This window comes from Streptomyces sp. NPDC048516 (genome assembly GCF_043199875.1).
In the GTDB taxonomy this organism is placed as follows: domain Bacteria; phylum Actinomycetota; class Actinomycetes; order Streptomycetales; family Streptomycetaceae; genus Streptomyces.
The window spans coordinates 842,559-864,267 of sequence record NZ_JBICWS010000001.1; the positions used below are offsets into that span (position 1 = coordinate 842,559).

The following is a 21,709-nucleotide window of genomic DNA, read 5'->3' on the forward strand; positions in this document are numbered from 1 at the left end:
GAGCCGCGCGCACCGGTCCCCCTCTGCGACACCCGCCCTTCCCCCGAACGGCACGTCACACCGGCGTTCGGGACCTCCGGCCGCCCCGCAGCCGCCACGCTTGACCTTGTAGTTGCTGTAAGGACGACCATGGCGTCATGTTGTCGATCGGTGAATTCAGCGAAATGTGCCATCTGCCGCCGCAGACGCTGCGGTACTACCACTCCGAGGGGCTGCTCGTCCCGGCCGGCGTCGACGAGCGGACCGGCTACCGCTCGTACCTGCTGGAGCAGGTCGAACAGGCCATGCTGATCACCGTCCTGCGCGGCACGGGGATGAGCGTCAGGCTGGTCCGGCGTGCTCTCGACGAGCCGGACGCGGCCCCGGCCCTGCTGGAGCAGCACAGTGCGGAGGTGGAGCGCCGGCGGCAGGCCCAGGACGAGGCGATCAGGGACGCACGCGCCTTCTTCCGCTCATGGCCAAAGGTGCGCCGGCGCCACGTACCCGAGATGACCGTGGCCTCGAAGCCGGTGCCCGGCACCTCGGCGGGGCGCAACCAGGACGAGTGGGAGGAGGCCGAAGCCGCCGTCGCCGCCACCGTTCAGGACGTGGTCAAGACCGTGGAGTCCTGCGGAGCCGTGGTGTCGGGGCCTCCGTGGCGGGCCCTGGCAGGCGAGACCCCGGAGCAGAGCAGGCAGATCCTCGCCGGCGAGGGGCCGTGCTGGCTGGTGAAGGTTCCCGTCACGGCGGACGAGGACGCCCTCGCGGCGCTGCCCGGCGACGTCGAGGTGCAGATCTTCGAGGCGCGGGACGAACTGTCGCTCTTCATCCCGGGCAAGAGCTCGATCGCCAAGTACTGCACCGCGCTCTCGCGCCTGATCCCGCACCCCCTCGACGACGCGTACGCCGACCTCACCCGCATGCGCCATCTGCTGCACGACGACGGAGTCGAGACCACTGCGGCGATCACACCGATACCCCGGACGTCCCTCAGCCACTGAGCCGTTGCGCGGCCGTACGCAGCCGCTTGCCCCGCCTGCCCGTCACCGCTCTGACCGGGATCAGTACCGCCCACCACAGCTTCGCGCCCGTCGGGGAGGCAAAGGCGAGCGGTACGGCGATGGCGAAGACCAGCACCGTGGACGCGAGGTCGGCCATATCGTTGCGGGCAATGGGGTCGGGCAGCGCCTCGCGGCCCAGCCACGGTCGCTTCCAGAGCACGGCCGTCAGCGCGAGCTGCGTGGCCCCCATGGCCGCAACGGCGCCGGAGTAGATGGCCACCGACTGCGGCAGGTCCCCGTACTCGGCGAGCAGGGTGGTGGGGAACGGCATCAGGGCGATCAGCCCCAGGCCCAGCAGCCCGAGTCTGATGACCGTCCCGTCCACGTCCCGCACGTACCGGAAGATCTGGTAATGGCCGCGCCAGAACGCCGCGATGACCAGCAAACTGAGGGCGTACGCCCACACCTTGGGCATCACCTCGCCGAGCGCCCGCTCGAAACCGGCGCGGCCCAGCCCGTCGGGCAACGAGATGTCCAGCGCCAGCAGCGTCATCGCGATGGCGAACACTCCATCGCACAGCGCGAGGAACCGGACTGCGCTCCCCTCGTCGTCCCGCACTCGCTGGTGACCGTTCACCACGCCACTTTAGGATCACCGGCACCGGATGGTGCCGATTGGTCCTGCTCATCCTGTGTCCGTGTTGAGACGCCCCGGGGTGTGCATCCATCCGGCCTGCGACGTCAGCCGCGAGGTCTCTTCGGACGCCCCGTCAGCCTGCGGCCTCCCCGATACCCCTTCGGTCGTAAAGCCTTCGTCAACTACCGCTGCACCACATCACGTTCGCAGGGTGTCCGACTATCGGGTTTCGCTACGCGGGGGAGCGGTACAAGCCTGAGATTCGAAACCATAAGTCCGCGCTGGCCATCGATTACGCTAGTGGAGGTTGCACTTCCCTTTGCTGGCGTGGTAGTTGGCGTTACCGCTCCGTAAACATCTTGTGATCGACAAATGTGTCGATGACAAGAAGGATGTGCTCGATCCGTACCGACCCCCACTTCAGCTGCACATGGCTGATTCGGTGCGCATGAGGAGAGACATCACCATGGGCCGATATTTGCTGCGCCGATTGGCGAACTACCTGGTCCTGGTCATCGTCGCCGCGTCCCTGACGTACTTTCTGGCCGGGCTCAGCCTCAACCCCCGCGCCAAGTTCGAGGGGCGCAACCCGCCGCTGCCCGCGTCGTCCATCACCAAGACACTCGACGACTACAACATGAACCCGGACACCCCGATCCTGTCCCGGTTCGGACACTGGGCGGAGGGCGTCGTCCACGGTGACCTCGGCAAGACCATCGAAGGTGACGACGTCAACGACGACTTCGGCCGCCGGGTAGGTGTCTCCACCCGGCTCCTGCTGATCGCCACCCTCATCGGCTCCCTCGGCGGTGTCGCGCTCGGCGCCTTCGGCGCCATCCGGCAGTACCGCCTCTTCGACCGCTTCACCACCCTCGCCTCGTTCTTCGTGCTGGCCATGCCGGTGTTCGTGATCGGCGTCGCGCTCAAGATCGGCGCCACCGCGGTCAACGACGGCACGCAGACCATCAAGGTGCTCGGCGAGTACGACCCGCAGTACGCGGGGCAGTGGAACCTCGACGCCCTCGTCAACCGGGCCCAGCACATGCTGCTTCCGGCACTGACTCTGATCATCCTTCAAGTGGCGCTCTACAGTCGCTACCAGCGCTCCACCATGCTCGACGTCCTCGGCAGCGACTTCTTGCGCACCGCCAGGGCCAAGGGGCTGCGCCGGCGAAAAGCCCTGGTCAAGCACGGGCTGCGGACCGCGATCCTGCCCGTGGTGCCGTTGCTCGTCTACAACATCGTGCTGCTCTTCACCGGGGCGACCTTCACGGAGAAGACCTTCGGCTGGCACGGCATGGGCGAACTCCTCGTCGACTCGATCAACAAACAGGACGTCAACTCCGTCGCCACCGTCGGGCTGTTCACGGCCGTACTGGTGCTGATCGCCGGCGTGCTGTCCGACCTGCTGTACGCGGCGCTCGATCCGCGCGTACGGGTCCGCTGACTCCGCCGGCTACCGCTGGGTGCCCCACCCCAGCTGCTGCTGGGAGGTGCGCCCCTCCCTCAGCTACCGCTGGGAGGCGCCTCCATCGCCGACCGGCCCCCATCCCCACCGCCCCTCAGGAGAGCGCGCGATGAGCGTCCAGCTGCCCCCTGCGACCGAACCGGCCCCCGGCCCCGTCCCGCCCGGTGAAGCCGAAGGCCGTTCCACCAAGGCCCGTACCTCACGACTGCGGCTGACAGTACGCCGCTTCGCCCGTAACCGACTGGCACTGCTCGGCCTGGCACTGCTGGTGCTGCTGTTCGCCGGCGCCTACGGCGGCCCGTTCCTCACCAAGTGGGACTACCAGCAGCACGACTTCATGAACTTCCTCTCCAGCCCCTCCGGGGACCACTGGTGGGGCACCACCCAAGGCGGCGTCGACCTCTTCTCGCTGACCATGCGCGGTCTGCAGAAGTCGCTGATCATCGGCCTCCTGGTCGGTCTCATCTCCACCTTCCTCTCCGCCACCGTCGGCGCCTTCGCCGCGTACTTCGGCGGCTGGACCGACCGGGTGCTGATGTGGATCGTCGACCTGCTGCTGGTGATGCCCTCGTTCCTGATCATCGCCGTCCTGTCGCCCGCGTTCCGCGGTGCCACCTGGCTGGTCTTCGTGTTCCTGCTCGGCGCCTTCAGCTGGATGGTCACCGGGCGCGTCGTACGCTCCATGACCTTCACGCTCAAGGACCGCGAATTCGTCAAGGCCGCCAAGTACATGGGCGTTCCCGCGCCCGTCATCATCTTCCGGCACATCCTGCCCAGCATGGCCTCGATGCTGATCATCGACGTCGTCATCCAGGTCGGCGCGGCGGTCATCGGCGAGAGCAGCCTGTCGTACTTCGGGTTCGGCGTGCAGGCGCCCGACGTCTCCCTCGGCACCGTCATCGCCGACAACACCACCAATGCCTCCACCTACCCGTGGCTGTTCTTCTTCCCGGCCGGCTGCCTGGTGCTGATCGGCGTCTCCATCTCCTTCATCGGCGACGGGCTGCGTGACGCGCTCGACCCCAACGCGTCCGGTGCGAAGGCGCGTTCGCCCCGCAAGAAGAAGCGGCCGCGACCGTCCGCGGCCGCGGTGGTCCCGGCGCAGGCGACGGCGGCCGGCACCCGGCCCGGCGAGCCCGAGACGTCCGCCGGCAGTCAGGGCGCCGCCTCGTGAAGCGCGCCGCACACTCCCAGCATCAGCATCAGCACCCCGCGCACCGCGCGCCCCAGGAAGGACCCCGACGGTGACCGAGACCAGGCCGTCCCAGCCCACCGAGGCCCTCGACGCGGCGCAGCCCGTCCTCGAAGTCAGCGACCTGACGGTCTCCTTCCCGAGCGAGGCGGGCGAGGTGCAGGCCGTACGCGGCGTGTCCTACGCGGTGCGCCCCGGCGAAGTGCTCGGCATCGTCGGCGAGTCCGGCTCGGGCAAGTCCGTCTCCTCCATGGCCGTGCTCGGGCTGCTCCCCGAGAGCGCCCAGGTCGCCGGGTCCGTCAAGCTCGCCGGTCGTGAACTGCTCGGCCTCGGCGACTCCGCCCTGTCGAAGATCCGCGGCAAGGACATCGGGATGGTCTTCCAGGACCCGCTGTCCGCGCTGACCCCCGTCTACTCCGTCGGTGACCAGATCATCGAGGCTCTTCGGGTCCACCAGTCCCTGGACAAGAAGGTCGCCCGCAAACGGGCGATCGACCTCCTCGACGTGGTCGGGATCCCCGACTCCAAGCGCCGGGTGGACGCCTTCCCCCACGAGTTCTCCGGCGGGATGCGCCAGCGCGCGATGATCGCCATGGCCATCGCCAACGACCCCGAGGTCATCATCGCCGACGAGCCCACCACGGCCCTCGATGTGACCATCCAGGCGCAGGTCCTGGACGTGCTCAAGACCGCCCAGGAGGTCACCGGCGCCGCCATCGTCATGATCACCCATGACCTCGGTGTCATCGCCGGCTTCGCCGACCGGGTGCAGGTCATGTACGCGGGCAAGCCGGTCGAGGCGGGTCCGGTGGACGCGGTCTACTACGGGCCGCGGATGCCGTACACCATCGGCCTGCTGGGTTCCATCCCGCGGCTGGACGAGGCTCGCGCCGAGGGCACCGCACGCCGCGCGCTCACCCCCATCGACGGCAACCCGCCCCAGATGGTCGACCTGGCGCCCGGCTGCCCCTTCGCTCCCCGCTGCCCCATCGCGATCGACCGCTGCCACACGGTGGAACCGGAGTTGACTCTCGCCGAGGGCTCCGACCACCCCACCGCCTGCCACCGCGCCCACGAGATCGGCGCGGGCCTGGACCGCGACGCCGTCTACCCGGTGCCGGTCCTCCCAAAGGCCGGCACGATCGAGCGGCTGCCGCGTGCGGAGCGGCCCACCGTTCTCGCCCTCGACGGACTCGTCAAACACTTCCCGCTCACCAAGGGCGCGCTCGTCAAGCGCACGGTCGGCACCGTACGGGCCGTGGACGGCATCAGCCTGGACATCCGCGAGGGCGAAACGCTGGGCCTGGTCGGCGAGTCGGGCTGCGGCAAGACCACCACCCTGCTGGAGATCCTGGACCTGCCCAGCGGCCAGGCCGGCACCGTCACCGTCTTCGGCAAGGACATCCGCGGCCTCAGCCGGGCGGACCGCAAGGGACTCCGCCGGGACATGCAGATCGTCTTCCAGGACCCGATGGCGGCGCTCGACGCCCGGATGCCGATCGGTGACATCCTCGCCGAGCCGCTGAAGACCCACGGCTGGGACAAGGAGCGCATCGCCGCCCGTATCCCCGAACTCCTCGACATGGTCGGCCTGGAGGCCGAGCACGCCGACCGCTACCCGCAGGAGTTCTCCGGCGGCCAGCGCCAGCGCATCTCCATCGCCCGCGCGCTCGCGCTGGAACCCAAGCTGGTCATCCTCGACGAGCCGGTATCCGCCCTCGACGTGTCCATCCAGGCGGGTGTCCTCAACCTCCTCGACGAGCTGAAGACCCGCCTCGGGCTCAGCTACCTCTTCGTCGCCCACGACCTGTCCGTCGTCCGGCACATCGCCGACCGCATCGCGGTGATGTACCTCGGCCGGCTCGTGGAGCTCGGCGCGGCCGACGAGGTCTTCGCCGCGCCCTCCCATCCGTACACCCAGGCGCTGTTGTCCGCGGTGCCGCTGCCCGACCCGCGCAAGGAGCGGGAACGCAGCCGGATCCTGCTCAAAGGTGATCTGCCCAGTCCCGCGGACGTGCCGGCCGGCTGCCGGTTCGCGGGCCGCTGCCCGAAGTACGCCGGGCTCGGCGAGAGCGAGCAGGCCCGCTGCCGGGACGAGGACCCCGCCACGGCCGTTCTCGGCTCGGACCACACGGCGGCCTGCCATTACGCGGCGCCGCTCGATGTGGTCGAGCCCGCGGCGGAGTGATGCGCCGCCCATCCGACGGTTGCGCACCGCATCGCTCCGCACCCGCACATCCATCGCCGGCACGTTTCCGACAGCTCAGGAAGAGGCATCCGTGAAGGTCTCCCGATATCCCCTCGCGCTCGTCGCGACCCTCGCCGTGTCGTCGCTGGCACTGACCGCCTGCGGCGGCTCGGACAGCGACGACGCGCAGCAGAAGGCTCCGGAGGGGACGACCGCCCTCAACATCAAGGCGACCGACCCCGCGAAGCTCAAGCAGGGCGGGACGATGAACTGGGCCATCCAGACGTTCGCCACCCAATGGAACATCGCCGAGATCGATGGACTGCAGGCCGGCCCCACCGAGGTGATGAAGGCCCTCATGCCGAGCCTGTGGCACTCGGACGCGCGCGGTGAGCAGGCGCCCAACAAGGCGTTCCTGCTGGACGCGGACTCCAAGACGGTCAAGGGCAAGCAGGTGGTCACCTGGCATCTGAACCCCAAGGCCAAGTGGTCCGACGGCACGCCGATCACCTGGAAGGACCTCGCCGCCAACACCCATGCCCTGGACGGCCACGACAAGGCGTTCAAGGTCGCCTCCACTGTCGGCTTCGACCAGGTGGCGGACGTCAAGAAGGGCAAGGACGACTACGAGGCCGTCATGACCTTCGCCAAGCCGTTCGCGGACTGGAAGGGCATGTTCAATGCAGTGGCCAACCAGCCGCTGTATCCGGCGAAGTACGTCTCCGACCCGGAGACCTACAACACCGCCTACGTCAACAAGATCCCGGTCACCGGCAACGCCTTCAAACTGGGCAGCATCGACAAGTCCGCCAAGACCGTCACCGTGGTGGCCGATCCGAAGTGGTGGGGTGACAAGCCCAAGCTGGACAAGATCGTCTTCCATGCGATGGACCAGGGGTCGATGCCTGGTGCCTTCGCCAACGGCGAGATCGACTACTTCGACGTCGGCGGCGACTCCTCCGCCTACAAGCAGGCGTCCAAGGTGTCGTCCGGCGAAATCCGTGAAGCGGGCGGCCCCAACTACCGCCAGCTCACCTTCAACGGCAAGAGCGCCAAGCTGAAGGACCCGAAGGTCCGCCAGGCTCTCTTCATGGCCACCGACCGCGCCACGATCGCCAAGTCGGACCTCAAGGGCCTGGGCTGGAAGCCCGCCACCCTGGAGAACCACCTCCTGATCGCCAACCAGAAGGGGTACCAGGACAACTCGGGCACGCTCGGCAAGTATGACCCGAAGGCGGCCGGAAAGCTGCTCGACGAGGCCGGCTGGAAGCTCAGCGGCCATGCCCGCAAGAAGGGCGGCCAGGAGCTGTCCCTGCGGTTCGTCATCCCGTCCGGCACCCCCGCGGCCACCAACGAGGGGTCGATGCTGTCCCAGATGTACCGGCAGGTCGGCGTGAAGCTGCAGGTCCAGACGGTGCCGAACAACGACTTCTTCGACAAGTACATCACCCCGGGCGACTTCGACGTCTCGCCCTACACCATGCTCGGCACGCCGTTCGCCGCGAGCGGTGCCACCAACGTCTACGCAGCCAAGGGCGGCAACAACGACGCCAGGGTCGGCAGCAAGAAGCTGGACGATCTCCTCAACGCCGCCAGTTCCAACGCCGCCGACCCGGCCGGCGCGCTCAAGACGACCAACCAGGCCGACGCCGAGGCCTGGCACCTCGCCGGAGTCCTGCCGCTCTACCAGCGTCCCGACATCGCGGCGATCAACAAGAAGCTCGCCAACATGGGGGCCCTCGGTATGACCGACTCGGTCTACGAGCACATCGGCTTCCTCAAGTAGTCCGCTGAGCAGCAGGCACCCACATGCCGGTGGCCGTACCCGAACTGTTCGAGTGCGGCCACCGGCGTTCGTCCGTGGTGGAGTTGACCGAAGCGAGCCCCCGTCATGTCCGGCAGGGGTGCCTGCCGGGAAGGCCCTTCACGACCAGCGGACGGGAAGACTCCGCGGACCACGGAGCAACGCGCCCAACCGCCAGGAGAGGTCGGCCGGGTGGGCGTCCAGTTCCAGTGCCGGGCAGCGCTCCAGGAGCGTACGCACCGCGATCCGTGCCTCCAGCCGGGCGAGCGGGGCGCCGAGGCAGAAATGGATGCCATGGCCGAAGGCCACATGGCCCCTGGCGTCGCGGGTGATGTCGAAGCGGCCGGGATCGTCGAACCGCAGGGGGTCGCGCCCCGAGTCGGAGATCACGGGGAGCACCACCTCGCCGCCGCCGGGGATCATCGTGCCCGCGATCTCGGTCGGCTCGACGGTGAAGCGGAAGGTGGAGGTCTCCAGCGGACCGTCATAGCGCAGCATCTCCTCGACCGCACCGTCGATGAGGGACGGATCGGCACGCAGCAAGGCCAACTGATCCGGGTGGGTCAGCAGGGCCAGGACCCCGTTGGAGATCAGATTGGCGGTGGTCTCATAGCCGGCGATCAGCAACAACTGGGCCATGCCGAGGAGTTCTTCCCGGCTGAGCCGGTCGCCGTCCTCGTCACTCACCGCGATCAGATCGGTCAGCAGATCGTCGCCGGGCCGGGCGCGCTTCGCCTCCACCAGGTCGTCGAGGTAGCCGGCCATGGCCCCCAGGGCTTCCCTGGTTTGCGGCGTCCGGGCACCGACCATCAGGATGTCGGTCCACGTGCGAAAGGCCTCCCGTTCCAGGAAGGGCACTCCCAGGAGCTCGCAGATGACAGTGACCGGGAGCGGGAAGGACAGCGCCTCGACGAGGTCGCCGCGTCCTTCGGGCCGGGCGAGCATCGCCGCCAGGAGCTCGTCGGTCATCTCCTGGACCCGTGGCGCGAGGGACGCCACCCGGCGCGCGGTGAAGGCACGGGCGACCAGTCCGCGGATGCGGGTGTGCTGCGGCGCATTGGAACGGAGCATCGACACGCCGATGGACACCGGCTGCAGGGACTGCGCGGACGAGGCGTGCCGCCACTCCTTCGACAGACGGGGGTCGCTGAGGGCCGCGCGCACCTCTTCGTAGCCGACGACCAGCCAGACGACCGTGCCCTCCGGGAGCCGAACGCGATGCACGGGCCCCCGCTCGCGCATCCGTGCGTACACCTCGTACGGATGGCGGACGAAATCCTCCCCTAACGCCGCCAGATCAAGGGTCTCCACCGGTTCCGTTGCCATCTGGCCTCCTGTCCCCGTGCCCTGAGCCGCGGTGCGTCCGGGTACCGGGGAACTATCCGTGACGGCAGCTCCGCAAACCGTCGGTCCTCGCCGGCCAGGCGGTCGCGGCCAGCGGCGGCACGGCCGGCAGCCGGGCGCATCGCGTCGGTGGGGCTGCCGGATGCACGGCCGGCCCTGGCCACAGCCCGCGCTCCGTGCGCGCTCCGCCCGTGCTCCGTGCGTGCTCCATGTGTGCCCCGGCGGCCTGCCGCGCAGGGGGCGGCGGCGGACGGACGGGGTGCATGATGGAGGTAATCGAATAAACGCACGTGAAGAGGCGTCATTCGTGAGCGAAGGATTTCTGGAGACCGGTTACGAGAGCGATGAGGCCGCCCCAGAGGGCACCCGGCCCGACCGCGAGGGGCAGGCCGAGGCGTTCGACGCGATCGGCGACCGCTATGACGAGGCCTTCCCGTACAAGAAGGGGCAGCTCGCCGCCGCCGAGTGGCTGATCAGGACGCTGCCCGCCGGGTCCCGTGTGCTGGACCTGGGCTGTGGAACCGGCCTCCCGACCGCCCGGCAGCTGGTGGAGGCGGGCTTCGAGGTGGTCGGCGTCGACCTGTCCCGTGGAATGGTGGACCTCGCCAGGGAGTATGTGCCCCGTGCAACGTTCCACCGCCTCGACATTGCCGACCTGGCGCCCGACGGCCCCCACGACCTGGGGCGTTTCGATGCCGTCGCGGCCTTCTTCTCCCTGCTGATGCTGCCGCGCGCCGAGATTCCCCGTGCGCTGCGCACGATCCACGGCCTGCTGGTTCCCGATGGCCTGTTCACCCTCTCCATGGTGGAGGCCGATGTGGACTACTTCACGATCCCGTTCCTCGGCAACAGCATCCGGGTGTCCGGCTACCTGCGGGACGACCTGCGCGCGGTCATCGAGGAGGCGGACTTCGAGATCGTCGACGAGTCCTCGTACACCTACGCCCCCGCGATCTCGGACGTGCCGCCCGAGGAACAACTGTTCCTCAACTGCACGCGACGCGGCTGAGGCCACCGCCCCGCGGTCCCTGACACCCACCGGACGGACGAGACGAGTAATGGAGCCCCGCACCCCCGACCAAGGACCCGGCCCGCTCCCCGCCGGGACCGAGGGTCGTGGTGTGCCCCAGGACCTGGCAGTGAACGCCACACCCGTGGACGCGGGCGCCGCTCCGCCGGCCGGGCCGCCGCCTCCCACGAGCGGCCGCCCCGAGAGCGTGCCCCCAAAGGACCCGGCCTCTCCCGGCCGCGGCCCCACCCACCGGGATCCGGCCGCCCCCGAGCGCCCCGTGAAGGGTGTCCGGGACGCGACGGAGCGCGCCCCCGGGACGGCGACCGACCGGCTTCGCTACCTCGAGGCCGCCACGCGGCGGATCACCCGGGGCCTCGACCAGGACGAAACCCTCCGGGAACTGTGCCGGGCGGCGATCCCCACCTTCGCCGACGCGATTCTCGTCCACCTGCGTGACCCACTCCCGACCGGCGAGCGGCAGCCGGCCGGTCCTCTCCTCCTGCGGCTGCACAGCATCGCTCAGGGACCGGAGGATCTGGTCACCACCGCGTCTGCGAGCTCCGGCGACTTCGTCCAGCTCACCGTCACCGGCCGGTTCGCCGAGCTCCTGGTGGCCGGGCGTCCGGTGTTCGGCGATGCTCCGGAGATCACCCCCGCGCTGACCGAGTTGCTGGAGCCGGTGGCGAGCGGGCCTACGACACCGCCCCCCGGCCGACGGCTGATCATCGCCCCGCTGTACGGCCGCCGGCGCCTCATCGGATCCGTCGCCCTGCTACGCGGCGCCGAGCGGCCCGCCTTCACGGGCGACGACCTCCTCGTCGCCTCCCAGCTCGCCACCCACACCGCCTTCGGCGTCGACAAAGCGATGCTCCACGGGCACGAGGCCTCGCTCGCCGATGCGCTCCAGCTCACGATGCTGCCCTCGTCGCTCCCCGAGACCACCGGTGTCCGGCTGGCGAGCCGGTACCTGCCGGCCGCCGAGACCTCTCAGGTGGGCGGCGACTGGTACGACGCGATCCCGCTGCCCGGCAACCGCGTCGCGCTGGTCGTCGGCGACGTCATGGGCCACTCGATGACCTCCGCCGCGATCATGGGGCAGCTGCGCACCACCGTGCAGACCCTCGCCGGGCTCGACCTGCCGCCGGAAGAGGTCCTGCACCACCTCGACGAGCAGGCCCAGCGCCTCGGCAGCGAACACATGGCGACCTGCCTCTACGCCGTCTACGACCCCATATCGCAGCGGCTGCTGGTGGCCGACGCCGGCCATCTGCCCCCGGTACTGCTGCACCCGGACGGGTCGGCCGAAGTGCTGCGGATCCCGCCCGGCGCGCCGATCGGCGTGGGCGGCGTCCCCTTCGAATCCGTGGAGATGCCCGCGCCCACCGGAGCGACCCTGCTCCTGTACACCGACGGCCTTGTCGAGTCCCGGGGCAGGGACGTCTGGACAGGAGTGGAGGTGCTGTGCGCCCGCCTGCAAGCCACCGCGGCCGCGGTCGCCTCGCCGCCGCTGGAAATGCTCTGCGACGCGGTACTGACCATCCTGGACCAAGGCGCCCGGGACGACGATGTTGCGCTGCTCGCCGCCCGGTTCGACGGTTTTCCGCCGCGCAATGTCGCGTACTGGTTCCTCAACCCCGAGCCGCAAACGGCCGGCCGGGCCCGGCAGCTGACCCGCAGAGCACTGCACCGCTGGGGCCTGGACCCACTGCTCGATACGACCGAACTCCTGGTCAGCGAGGTGGTGACGAACGCGGTGCGCTACGCCTCCCGGCCCATCGCCCTGCGGCTGCTCCGTACCGATGTGCTCCGCTGCGAAGTGGGCGACGATTCACCGCAGGTGCCCCGGATGCGCCGTGCCCAGGCGGGTGACGAGGGCGGCCGGGGCCTCTTCCTGGTCGACCGGCTCGCGCAGCACTGGGGAGCGACCCGGCTGAGCACAGGCAAGGTCGTCTGGTTCGAGCAGCCGATCCCCGAGGAGTACCGCCCGTAGGCCCCGAAGGACCCGTAGGACCCGTAGGTCCCGTAGGCCCCGTATGTTCACGCGGACGCTCCGTGGTGACGATGTGTCGGATGATCGGCCAGGTGTTCCACCGGCGCACTCCGGCCGCTGCGTCGCGCGCCCGGCCGGTGGGAGGAATCTGCGGCCTAAACCTCCGCCCCGCCTGTCGCGTTTTCCCTCACGGCTCGTTGTCGCTCACATGATTCCCTGTAGCAGCCCCCTCTCGGGTACCAAAACGATGAACAGACCGAAGAGTGTCAGCTGGGCCGGACGCATCGCGCTGATCGAGCCCGCCCCCAAGCCGGCCCGTTACGCCCGCTATCTGGCGCCCCATTGGAAGGGCATGGCGCGCCTTGACAGCGACAACGGGATCGGTGCCCTTCCGGCTGCTCTCCTCCTTCTGCTCGCCGGGGTGTTGCTGTTCGGAGCCGGCGGGGGCGGTGCGGCCCTGGTGGTACGGGCGGCCTGCGGACGGCCCCCGCTGCTGCAGCTCTGGCTGGCCTGCGACACCGCCACTGCGCTCGTCCTGGCGTCCTCGTACTGGCTGGTGAGCCGCTACGGCCTGCGGTTCTACGACACCGAACCCGCCGACAACGAGATCTGGCGCCTGGTGACCGTGGCCAACACCGCTTGGCGCGCCCTTCCCCGTTCCCACCGTCGCCTCCACCAGCCCCGCCTGCGCGCCGCCAACACCGCCGCCCGCTTGCTGCTCACCGACCACACCGATACCCGCACCCATCAGGTCCTGGCCGGCCATACCGAGCTGCTGCGCCATCTGTCGATCACTGTTCTGCCGGACACCCAGCCGCACGGCCAGGCGGACGATGCCCTCAGCGCCGTCCTCGGGCACCACGATGCGGACGCCTGCCAGATCCTGGACGCCACCGCCCCCGCGCCGCCCACCTCACTTCCGTCCCTGGCCGCCGCCTCGGCATAGCGGCCACGCCGTACCGGCCCATCGCCCCCTGGCTCCGCTGCCTCTCCGACCCTCTGCCCCTCTGCCTGCGCACTTCACGGGCCCCGCCGCAGGCCCGTCACCGTGCGACGACCCGGTGCGCTGCCGGGGCGTCGCGGGCTCGCCGTGGCAACCGGACCGCTTCCTTCACTGCCGGCTTCGGCCCTCGCCGGGGAGGGCTTGACGACTGCGCCGCAGGAAGTCGCGCTCCGCCGCATTCTCGGTGCGGGCGATCGCCTTCTCGTACGCCAGGGCCGCCTCGGTATCGCGGCCGAGGCGACGGAGCAGGTCGGCGCGGAAGGCGTGGAACAGGTAATAGTGGTCGAGCCGCAGGCTGCCGACGAGGGCGAGTGCCTGCTCGGGCCCGTCGACCTCGGCCACCGCGACCGCCCTGTGGAGGGCCACGACGGGGCTCGGGTCGAGGGCGAGCAACTGGTCGTACAGCTGAAGGATCTGCCGCCAGTCGGTGGCCGCCGCGGTCGGTGCGTCGCTGTGCACGGCCTGGATCGCCGCCTGGATCTGGTAGGGGCCCGGCTGGTTGCGTCGCAGGCACCGCCGGACGAGGGAGTGGCCCTCGGCGATCAGACCGTGATCCCAGCGACGGCGGTCCTGGTCGGCCAGCAGGACGAGGGCGCCGTCCGGACCGGTACGGGCGGCGCGGCGCGACGCCGTCAGCAGCATGAGGGCGAGCAGCCCCGTCGCCTCGGGCTCGTCGGGCATGAGCTCGGTGAGCAGCCTGCCGAGGCGGATCGCCTCCCTGCACAGGTCGTCGCGGACCAGCGCCTCACCCGAGCTGGCCGTGTAGCCCTCGTTGAAGATGAGGTAGAGAACGGCCAGTACGGCCCGGAGGCGGTCGGGGAGGTCGGCGTCGGCAGGGATCCGGTAGGGGATCCGGGCGTCGCGGATCTTGCCTTTGGCCCGGACGATCCGCTGCGCCATGGCCGGCTCGGCGACCAGGAAGGCGCGGGCGATCTCGGCGGTGGTCAGCCCGCCGAGGAGCCGGAGGGTCAGGGCGACCCGGGCGGCGGGGGCGAGCGCCGGGTGGCAGCAGGTGAAGATCAGGCGTAGCCGGTCGTCGCGCACGGGTCCCTCCTCGGCCGGTGCGTCCCCGGCGTGCAGCAGAGCGGCTTGGGCCTGCCGGTCCTCGCGGGACGCTTCCCGGCGGAGGCGGTCGATCGCCCGGTTGCGGGCGGTGGTGATGATCCATCCCGCCGGGCTCGGGGGAAGCCCGGCGGACGGCCAGCGCTCGGCCGCCGTGGTGAAGGCGTCCTGGACCGCTTCCTCGGCGACGTCGAGGTCACCGAAGACGCGGACCAGGACGGCGACCGCACGGCCGTACTCCTCGCGGAACACGCCGGAGATGTCCGCCGCGGTCGCCCCCGGCCTGCCGGATGTCACCCGCAGGACCCGTCCTGCAGCGGCCTGACCTCGATGGGGAGGGTGGTGGCGCGGGCGAGCTTGCGACCCCATTCGAGTGCGGCATCGAGATCGGGTGCCTGGATGACGGTAAAGCCACCGATGTGCTCCTTGCCCTCGATGTACGGCCCGTCGGTCGTGAGCATCTCGTCGTCCTTCTGCCGCACCACGGTGGCCGTGCTCGCCGCGTGCAGGCCCCCGGAGAACACCCAGGCGCCGGCCGCTCTGAGCTCGGCCTTCAGGGCCTCGACGTCCCTGATGATCGGCTCCAGGAACTCCGGCGGCGGCGGGGTCCCGTCACCGTCGGGCTGGTAGATGCTGAGCAGGTAGTGCGTCATGGTGTGCCTCCTTGGCCGAGTCTTCCGGCCCTGTGCCGGCGTCTCACCCTCTATACGAACGGCCTCGTCGCGGATCGACACCGGAGCACGACCGGGCGGCAGATTTTTTTGCGCCCGCTCCGGCGGCGGGGAGCGCAGGCGCCCTTGGTGTCGGTGCCCTCAGCCTCTTCAGGTCTGCTCAGGTGCCCTCTGCGGAAGTGCCCTCTTCTCCAGCGTGAGCCCTCGGCTTCTCCCGGTGTGAGCCCGCCGCCCCTGAACCGCCTTCCCTGCCGCGTGCCTTTGGGGGAATGCAGCCCCGCTCACGTTCGAAGGCCCGCTCGCGGTGATACCACGTTGGGGTATGCGCGGAGGGCGGGTGCCCGTCCCTCGTGCGGCAGACGTCCCTCTTCCGGCCCTGGGCACGGGAGGGGAGGGAGGTGGTGGCGGCCAAGTGCGGAACCGATCCGGCAGGGAGCGCGGGCGTGACCCCGCTGCCCACGGGGTCACGGCGCAGCGGCGCAGGAACAGCGCGCGGCGCCTGGCCCGCGGGGCGCGCGTCATAGGCATCCGCTGGTCGGTCGGGGGCACGCCGGATCGCCGTCCCGGCGCGGAGGCCGAGGTCTCGCCTTCGCTGCGGGTGGCGGCGGCCTACGGGTGGCGCCTGATCATCGTGGGTGCCGCCGTCTACGCGATCTTTGCGGCGCTGGGGCGGTTCCAGCTGGTGACGCTGGCAGTGTTCCTGGCCTTGGTGCTGACGGCCCTTCTGGAGCCGTTGGTCAGTCTGCTGAACCGCTGGATGCCGCGGTCCGTGGCGGTCGCGGGCGGCCTGCTGCTCGGCATCGTGCTGCTCTTCGGCATCCTGAGCCTGATCGGGGCGAATGTCGCGGGTGAGTGGGAGGGGCTGCGCCGGGAGTTCGTCGGCGGTGTGGCGAGGATCGAGCGGTGGCTCGAAGGCCCGCCGTTCCGCCTGCGTGCGGGGACGCTCTCGGATGTGCAGGCGCGGGTGTCACGGTTCGTGTCGAGTCATCGCGCGAGTCTGATCAGCACCGCGCTCAGCGGGGTGGGCCAGCTGGTGGAAGTCCTGACGGTGGGGGTGCTGGCCCTCTTCTGCGCGGTGTTCTTTCTGCATTCGGGTGACCGGATGTGGGGCTGGTTCGGCGGCCAGCTGCCGGGGCGCGGGCGGCATCCCGTGCGCCTCGGGGGGCGTGCCGCGTGGGTAACCTTCACCGGGTACACCCGCGGCATCGTGGTGGTGGCCTCGATCAATGCGGTGCTGGTGGGGGTGATGCTCTTCGTCCTGGGGGTTCCGCTCGCCGTTCCGCTGGCCGTGCTGGAGTTCTTCGCCGCCTTCATCCCGCTGGTGGGTTCGCCCATCGCACTGGCCGTGGCCGCCGTCGTGGCGCTGGCCGCGAAGGGGCCGCTGGTGGCCGTGGTCGTGGTGCTGCTGATCGTGGTCATCGGGCAGATCGAAGGCCATGTGCTGCATCCCCTCGTGATGAGCCGGGCCGTCCGCCTGCATCCGGTGGTGGTGGCGCTCTCGGTCATCTGCGGCAGTGTCACGGCGGGTGTGCCCGGAGCGGTCGTCGCCGTACCGCTGGTCTCCGTGGCCTGGTCCGTGTTTGGCGTTCTGCGCGCACACCCGCGCCCGCCGTCCACCTCTGCGGGCTCTCAGGCCTCTGCGGGCTCTCCGGGGTCTCCGGGGTCTCCGGGGTCTCCGGGGTCTCCGGGACGTTGAGCGGTCCCGCCCGACGACAACAGGCGTGCTGATGGACTCGCTCGGCCGCGCCGCCAGGGCCGCGGTCCGCAACAAGCCGGACCGCTGCGGTGGCGGCCGCAACAAACCGGACCGCTGTCGTTGCGGCCCGCAGCAATCGGTACGAACCGTCCCGGCTTTGCAGTCCTTGAGCCGTGTGTGAAGATCGCACGTCGCGGAAGGCGGGGAAACCAGTGAGGTCAAAGGACGCGTAGTGGGAAATTCGGTCTGGCCGGGAGCGCCGGAGAAGTCCGTTGATCCGCACGGGGGGTTGGTGCTGCGGCCGCGCGGACTGGTGGATCTGCGGGGCCCGGGAGACGTGCCGGCCGTGTTGTCGTATCCCCCCGGGGCGGTGGTGGTGGTTTCCGGACTGCCGGGGAGCGGCAAGAGCACCTTGCTGCGGCGCTGGTCCGAGGCCGCGTCGGTGGTGGACCCGCGCACCGTGCATCTCGCCTGTGAGGCGGTGATGCCGGCCCGGTTGCCGTACGCGGTGTACCGCCCTTGGGCGCGGTGGAAGTACTTCCGGTGGCTGCGTACGGCGGTACGCACCGGCGAGGCGTTGCTCGTCCACGATTGCGGTGGCCGGCCGTGGATGCGCCGGTGGCTGGCCAGAAGCGCCGGACGGCAGGGCCGCGAACTGCACCTGGTGCTGCTGGACGTAGGGGTGGCCGAGGCGCTGTCGGGTCAGCAGGCCCGAGGCCGGTGGGCCCCGCGCCGTGCCTTCGTCCGGCATCACAGAGGCCTCGACCGGTTGCTCGGGGCTTTGTCCCGGCTCGGCGCGGCACAGTTGCCTGCCCCACGAACTGCTCCCGATGAAGCCGATGACGCTTCGTCCCCACACACCGTCAGGCTCCCCAAGCAGTCCGTACCGCCGGCGAGCCCGGCTGCCGACCCGGTGCCGGAGGCGATATCGGTCGTCCTGCTGGACCGCGGCTCACGAGAGCGGGTGGCGGCGGTGGAGTTCGTCCCCGCACCGGCCCGGTCGCCACGCACGGAGGACGGGGCACGGCCGTAGCGCCCGCTCTTCAGTCCGGCCCGGAGAGTCCGGGGACGCGAGTCCTGCCCGGGGCAGTCGTGCCCGGGGGAGTCTTGGGCGGCGAGGCCGGGGTGGCGTGGGGTGCCCTGCCCGGCGAGTCCTGCGCGGCGAGTCCTGCTTGGCCGCAGCCCTGCCCGGCCGGAGCCCGCCGGGCCCGCGTCGTCCTGCCCGGCCGGAGCCCGCCGGGCTCGCGTCGTCGGCTGCCGCAGATCAGACTCGTGCAGGGCGCCGTCGCGACCGTCGTCCGGACAGTCCCGGCGGTGGTCTCACGCGGGGGCTGGTTTGCGGGTGACACGAGGTGCAAGGCACCCTTGCGTCATGTCATACGTGAGGCTCGAAGCCTGGATCGGTGGAGAGTGGCTGCAAGTGGACGCCGTGAGCGTCACCGTAATGGACTCTGCGCTGACCCTGTCCTTCGAACCCCAACGAAGCGAGACGGCCTACCGGAGCCTCATCTGGGAGCCCCTGGAGAACTTTCTCAGGGAGTACCGCGACGAGCCGGTCGTGGTGGTGCCGCTGGGGCGCAACCTGCCGGTGATGTTCGGCCCCGGCGCCGCGGGACCCTTCCGGCTGGCGGAGACGTCGGGCAAGTGACCCCCGATCGCCCGTCACGGCTTCGTTGAAAGAACCAGTACTTGGCGGCCCCGTCGAGTGGCGGGGGCCGCAGCGCGTCAGCCGGCCGACCGCCGCCGGGGGCGGACCGGCTTCGGCCGCTGGGGGCGGACCGGCTTCGGCAGCCGGGGGGCGGACCGGTTTCCGTCGCCGGGAGGGCGGACCGGCTTCCTGCTGCTGAACTCGTAGGCACCATGCCGTCAGTCGAGCAGGCCGGACTCTCCTTACCCTGGTCGCATGGCGAAGACGCACAGCTACGACGTAGCGATTGAATGGACCGGCAACCTCGGCTCGGGTACGGATACTTACCGTTCCTTCAGTCGTGCCCATGAAGTTCTGGCGATGGGGAAGACGCCTATCGCTGCCTCCTCCGACCCGGCCTTCCGCGGTGACCCGGCCCGCTGGAATCCGGAGGAACTGCTGGTGGCCTCCGTTGCTCAGTGCCACATGCTCTGGTACCTCCACCTTTGTGCTGTTGGCGGAGTAACTGTTGTCGACTACGAAGACCGCGCTCACGGCGTCATGACCATGGACGCGAGCGGCGGGGGAGGCCAGATGACCGAAATCGTGCTTCGCCCCGAGGTGACCGTTGCCGAGGTGTCGATGGTGGACAAGGCACGCGCACTGCATGGCGAAGTACATTCGGTGTGCTTCATCGCCCGCTCGGTGAACTTTCCCATCCGGCATGAGCCGCTCACCCGTGTCCAGTGAGAAGCTGATGGCCTGCCCAGCGTAAGAGCCGATGCCACAGTGGTGCGCCTACGGAATCTGCCGAGCCGGTGCCGTGCGAGGGGCAGTGTGTCACGGGGCGCGCAGGCCGTCGCGCCTCCCTCGAAGAGGCTGGCATGGGAAGGGCGTTGGGCCCTGCGGGCAGTCTGGTCCTCGCGGTGTACGAGGTCCTGACGGCCCGTGACACGGGTGTGTCACGTCCTGCTCCGTCACGAACAGGGCGTGGGCCGCGCGGCCACCGGTTGCGCGCAGCGAACCGGCAAGGTTGCTGCGACGCTCACCAGCACACTGAAGCGGCGCGGCGCATGGTCCCGGGTACCCGACCCGCGGCGCGTCACCTTCCTGGAGTGGAGTGCCGGGCATCATGCTCCGCTACCTGGCAAGGACGTCAGCTACTTCGGCGCCCACGGGCACGTTCCGCTGGGCGTGGCCCTGCTGCTGGCCGCGGTGGCGGGCAGCGCGCGGCCGCCCGCAAGCACCGCCGGGCCGACCACAGGGTTGTGAAGGCCGAGGCCAAGGACTCGTCGAAGGCCCGGCGGCAGCCCGGACTACCGGGAGCCCGCCACAGGGTGCCCCTTGTAGAAGGACTCCTCCAGGTAGGCGGCCTCGTGCGGCTGGTAGGGCTCCTCCAAGTAGGCGGCCTCGTCTTCGTCGAGTTCGACGTCCACCGCGGCGACCGCGTCGGCCAGCTGGGCCGGCTTGGTGACCCCGACGATGGGGGAGGTCACCGCCGGGTTGCGCATGACCCAGGCCAGGGCGACCTGGGCCGGGGACAGACCCCGCTTGCCCGCGATCTCGTGGACGCGCTCGGCCACTGCCTGGTCCTCGTCGCGGTAGAGGATCTTGCCGCCCTCGTCGGTCTCGGCACGTGCCGTGGCGGTGTCCGGGGCCCGCGTCAGTCTGCCCCGCGCCAGCGGGCTCCAAGGGATCACGCCGATGCCCTGGTCGGCGCAGAGCGGGAGCATCTCCCGCTCTGCTTCTCGGTGGATGAGGTTGTAGTGGTCCTGCATCGACACGAACCGGGTCCAGCCGTTCAGGTCAGCCAGGTACAGGGCCTTGGCGAACTGCCAGGCGTGCATGGAAGAGGCTCCGATGTAGCGGACCTTCCCGGACTTGACCGCGTCGTGCAGCGCCTCGAGGGTTTCCTCGATCGGGGTGTCGTAGTCCCAGCGGTGGATCTGGTACAGGTCGATGTAGTCGGTCCCCAGTCGCTTCAGGGAGGCGTCGAGCTCGGCGAAGATCGCCTTGCGGGACAGCCCGGCGCCGTTCGGGCCGGGGCGCATCCGCATCCAGACCTTGGTGGAGAGGACGACCTCCTCGCGCCGGGTGAAGTCCTTGACCGCCTGGCCGACGATCTCCTCGCTGCTTCCGGCGCTGTACCCATTGGCCGTGTCGAGGAAGTTGACCCCGCCCTCGAGGGCCTGCTTGATGATGTCCCGGCTGGCGTCCGCGCCCAGCGACCAGGGCTCGCCGCCCCGGTCCGGCTCGCCGAAGCTCATGCAGCCGAGGGTGATGGCGGAGACTTCCAGTCCGGTCGTTCCGAGTTTGATGTATCGCATGCTTCCGAACCTAGGAGTTGGAGTACGCTCTAACGCAATACGTCTCGGTCCGGAATTCGGAGGCGTGCGGCATGTGTGCCCTGTCGGGTTTCGACCGTTTCGGCCAGACGTAGCAGAGAACCCAGTCGTAGCGAGTGACAAACTATCAATTCTCGGCCGAGCGCGTGGGGCACTACTCAGCGCCCCCGACGGCGAACCGCCCTCGCGGGTCCGTCGCCACGACCGATCATCGCTCGATCACCAAGAGACTCCACTGGCCCGGGCGGCGGTATCGCGGCGCTCGCGACGGCGCCCCTACCCCGCGGGATCTCTAAGACCGTGTCCTACGTGGTGAGACGGACGAAACGCTTGTAGCAGCACAGGGCGGCGGCCAGGCCGAGAAAGGCCAGGTAGTTGCGGGGATGGCGTTCATAGCGTGGGCTGAGTCTGCGGTAGCCGGACAGCCAGGACATCGTGCGCTCGATCACCCACCTTCGACGGCCCAATCGTTCACTGGAGTCGATGCCTTTGCGGGCGATCCGGACTCCAATGCGCTTGCCGCGTAACCATTTCCGCAGGTCCGGTCGGTCGTAGGCTTTGTCGGCGTGGAGGCGCTGGGGCTTGAAGTAGCGGCCGCGGTGGGGGTCGTGTCTCGTTTGGTGACCCGCCACCATGGGCTTCAACCCTTCGCTGTCGTGGGTGTTGCCGGCCGAGATGCCAACGAGAAGG

General features: G+C 69.9%; 19 protein-coding genes. 13 read left to right on the forward strand and 6 right to left on the reverse strand.

Annotation, left to right across the window (positions count from 1 at the left end; all coding sequences use genetic code 11):
- Positions 1-137 precede the first annotated feature (137 nt).
- Positions 138-980, forward strand: a complete 843-nt coding sequence (locus ACGFR7_RS03845) for a MerR family transcriptional regulator (protein WP_393312562.1) — start codon at positions 138-140, stop codon at positions 978-980.
- On the opposite strand, the gene ACGFR7_RS03850 is transcribed toward ACGFR7_RS03845, so the two are convergent.
- Complete coding sequence (locus ACGFR7_RS03850) at positions 970-1,620, reverse strand: TMEM175 family protein (protein ID WP_393312564.1); 651 nt, start codon at positions 1,618-1,620, stop codon at positions 970-972. The genes ACGFR7_RS03845 and ACGFR7_RS03850 overlap by 11 nt on opposite strands.
- 463 nt (positions 1,621-2,083) lie before the next feature.
- On the opposite strand from ACGFR7_RS03850, the gene ACGFR7_RS03855 reads away from it, so the two are divergent.
- The 4 genes from ACGFR7_RS03855 to ACGFR7_RS03870 all read left to right on the forward strand — a co-directional run bounded on the left by ACGFR7_RS03855 (position 2,084) and on the right by ACGFR7_RS03870 (position 8,251).
- A complete protein-coding gene (locus ACGFR7_RS03855) occupies positions 2,084-3,064 on the forward strand; it encodes an ABC transporter permease (protein ID WP_393312566.1) in 981 nt (326 codons plus the stop codon).
- A 130-nt stretch (positions 3,065-3,194) separates the two neighbouring features.
- Positions 3,195-4,259, forward strand: a complete 1,065-nt coding sequence (locus tag ACGFR7_RS03860; protein ID WP_393312568.1) for an ABC transporter permease — start codon at positions 3,195-3,197, stop codon at positions 4,257-4,259.
- 70 nt (positions 4,260-4,329) lie between these two features.
- A complete protein-coding gene (locus tag ACGFR7_RS03865) occupies positions 4,330-6,465 on the forward strand; it encodes a dipeptide ABC transporter ATP-binding protein (protein ID WP_393312570.1) in 2,136 nt (711 codons plus the stop codon).
- A 91-nt stretch (positions 6,466-6,556) separates the two neighbouring features.
- The gene (locus tag ACGFR7_RS03870; RefSeq protein WP_393312572.1) at positions 6,557-8,251 is read left to right on the forward strand and encodes an ABC transporter family substrate-binding protein; all 1,695 of its coding nucleotides are present in this window, start codon (positions 6,557-6,559) and stop codon (positions 8,249-8,251) included.
- A 138-nt stretch (positions 8,252-8,389) separates the two neighbouring features.
- Here the strand turns inward: ACGFR7_RS03870 and ACGFR7_RS03875 are convergent, their stop codons facing one another.
- Positions 8,390-9,595, reverse strand: a complete 1,206-nt coding sequence (locus ACGFR7_RS03875) for a cytochrome P450 (protein WP_393312574.1) — start codon at positions 9,593-9,595, stop codon at positions 8,390-8,392.
- 325 nt (positions 9,596-9,920) lie between these two features.
- Between ACGFR7_RS03875 and ACGFR7_RS03880 the strand changes: the two genes are divergently transcribed.
- The 3 genes from ACGFR7_RS03880 (at position 9,921) to ACGFR7_RS03890 (ending at position 13,561) form a co-directional block, all read left to right on the forward strand.
- Positions 9,921-10,622: a class I SAM-dependent DNA methyltransferase gene (locus tag ACGFR7_RS03880; protein ID WP_393312576.1), complete on the forward strand. Its 702-nt coding sequence runs from the start codon at positions 9,921-9,923 to the stop codon at positions 10,620-10,622.
- A gap of 130 nt (positions 10,623-10,752) precedes the next feature.
- Positions 10,753-12,615, forward strand: a complete 1,863-nt coding sequence (locus ACGFR7_RS03885) for a SpoIIE family protein phosphatase (protein WP_393312578.1) — start codon at positions 10,753-10,755, stop codon at positions 12,613-12,615.
- Between the two features lie 247 nt (positions 12,616-12,862).
- Entirely contained in the window at positions 12,863-13,561 is a 699-nt protein-coding gene (locus ACGFR7_RS03890; protein ID WP_393312580.1) for a hypothetical protein, read from the forward strand.
- A gap of 165 nt (positions 13,562-13,726) precedes the next feature.
- Here the strand turns inward: ACGFR7_RS03890 and ACGFR7_RS03895 are convergent, their stop codons facing one another.
- A complete protein-coding gene (locus ACGFR7_RS03895; RefSeq protein WP_393312582.1) occupies positions 13,727-14,977 on the reverse strand; it encodes an RNA polymerase sigma factor in 1,251 nt (416 codons plus the stop codon).
- Positions 14,974-15,333: a YciI family protein gene (locus ACGFR7_RS03900; RefSeq protein ID WP_393312584.1), complete on the reverse strand. Its 360-nt coding sequence runs from the start codon at positions 15,331-15,333 to the stop codon at positions 14,974-14,976. The genes ACGFR7_RS03895 and ACGFR7_RS03900 overlap by 4 nt, the downstream gene beginning before the upstream one ends.
- 430 nt (positions 15,334-15,763) lie before the next feature.
- Between ACGFR7_RS03900 and ACGFR7_RS03905 the strand changes: the two genes are divergently transcribed.
- The 5 genes from ACGFR7_RS03905 to ACGFR7_RS03925 all read left to right on the forward strand — a co-directional run bounded on the left by ACGFR7_RS03905 (position 15,764) and on the right by ACGFR7_RS03925 (position 19,946).
- Complete coding sequence (locus tag ACGFR7_RS03905; protein ID WP_393312586.1) at positions 15,764-17,047, forward strand: AI-2E family transporter; 1,284 nt, start codon at positions 15,764-15,766, stop codon at positions 17,045-17,047.
- Between the two features lie 346 nt (positions 17,048-17,393).
- On the forward strand, positions 17,394-18,080 hold the full coding sequence (locus tag ACGFR7_RS03910) for an AAA family ATPase (RefSeq protein ID WP_393312588.1): 687 nt from the start codon (positions 17,394-17,396) through the stop codon (positions 18,078-18,080).
- Positions 18,081-18,419: 339 nt separating this feature from the next.
- Positions 18,420-18,695 carry a hypothetical protein gene (locus tag ACGFR7_RS03915; protein ID WP_393312590.1) on the forward strand — a complete coding sequence of 92 codons (276 nt, stop codon included), beginning with the start codon at positions 18,420-18,422 and terminating at the stop codon, positions 18,693-18,695.
- Positions 18,696-18,950: 255 nt separating this feature from the next.
- On the forward strand, positions 18,951-19,424 hold the full coding sequence (locus ACGFR7_RS03920; RefSeq protein WP_393312592.1) for an OsmC family protein: 474 nt from the start codon (positions 18,951-18,953) through the stop codon (positions 19,422-19,424).
- A gap of 198 nt (positions 19,425-19,622) precedes the next feature.
- Positions 19,623-19,946, forward strand: a complete 324-nt coding sequence (locus tag ACGFR7_RS03925) for a hypothetical protein (protein WP_393312594.1) — start codon at positions 19,623-19,625, stop codon at positions 19,944-19,946.
- Between the two features lie 44 nt (positions 19,947-19,990).
- Here the strand turns inward: ACGFR7_RS03925 and ACGFR7_RS03930 are convergent, their stop codons facing one another.
- Both ACGFR7_RS03930 and ACGFR7_RS03935 read right to left on the reverse strand, forming a co-directional pair.
- The gene (locus tag ACGFR7_RS03930; RefSeq protein WP_393312596.1) at positions 19,991-21,001 is read right to left on the reverse strand and encodes an aldo/keto reductase; all 1,011 of its coding nucleotides are present in this window, start codon (positions 20,999-21,001) and stop codon (positions 19,991-19,993) included.
- Between the two features lie 323 nt (positions 21,002-21,324).
- On the reverse strand, positions 21,325-21,709 hold a 385-nt coding region (locus ACGFR7_RS03935; RefSeq protein ID WP_393312598.1), incomplete at its 5' end, for a transposase.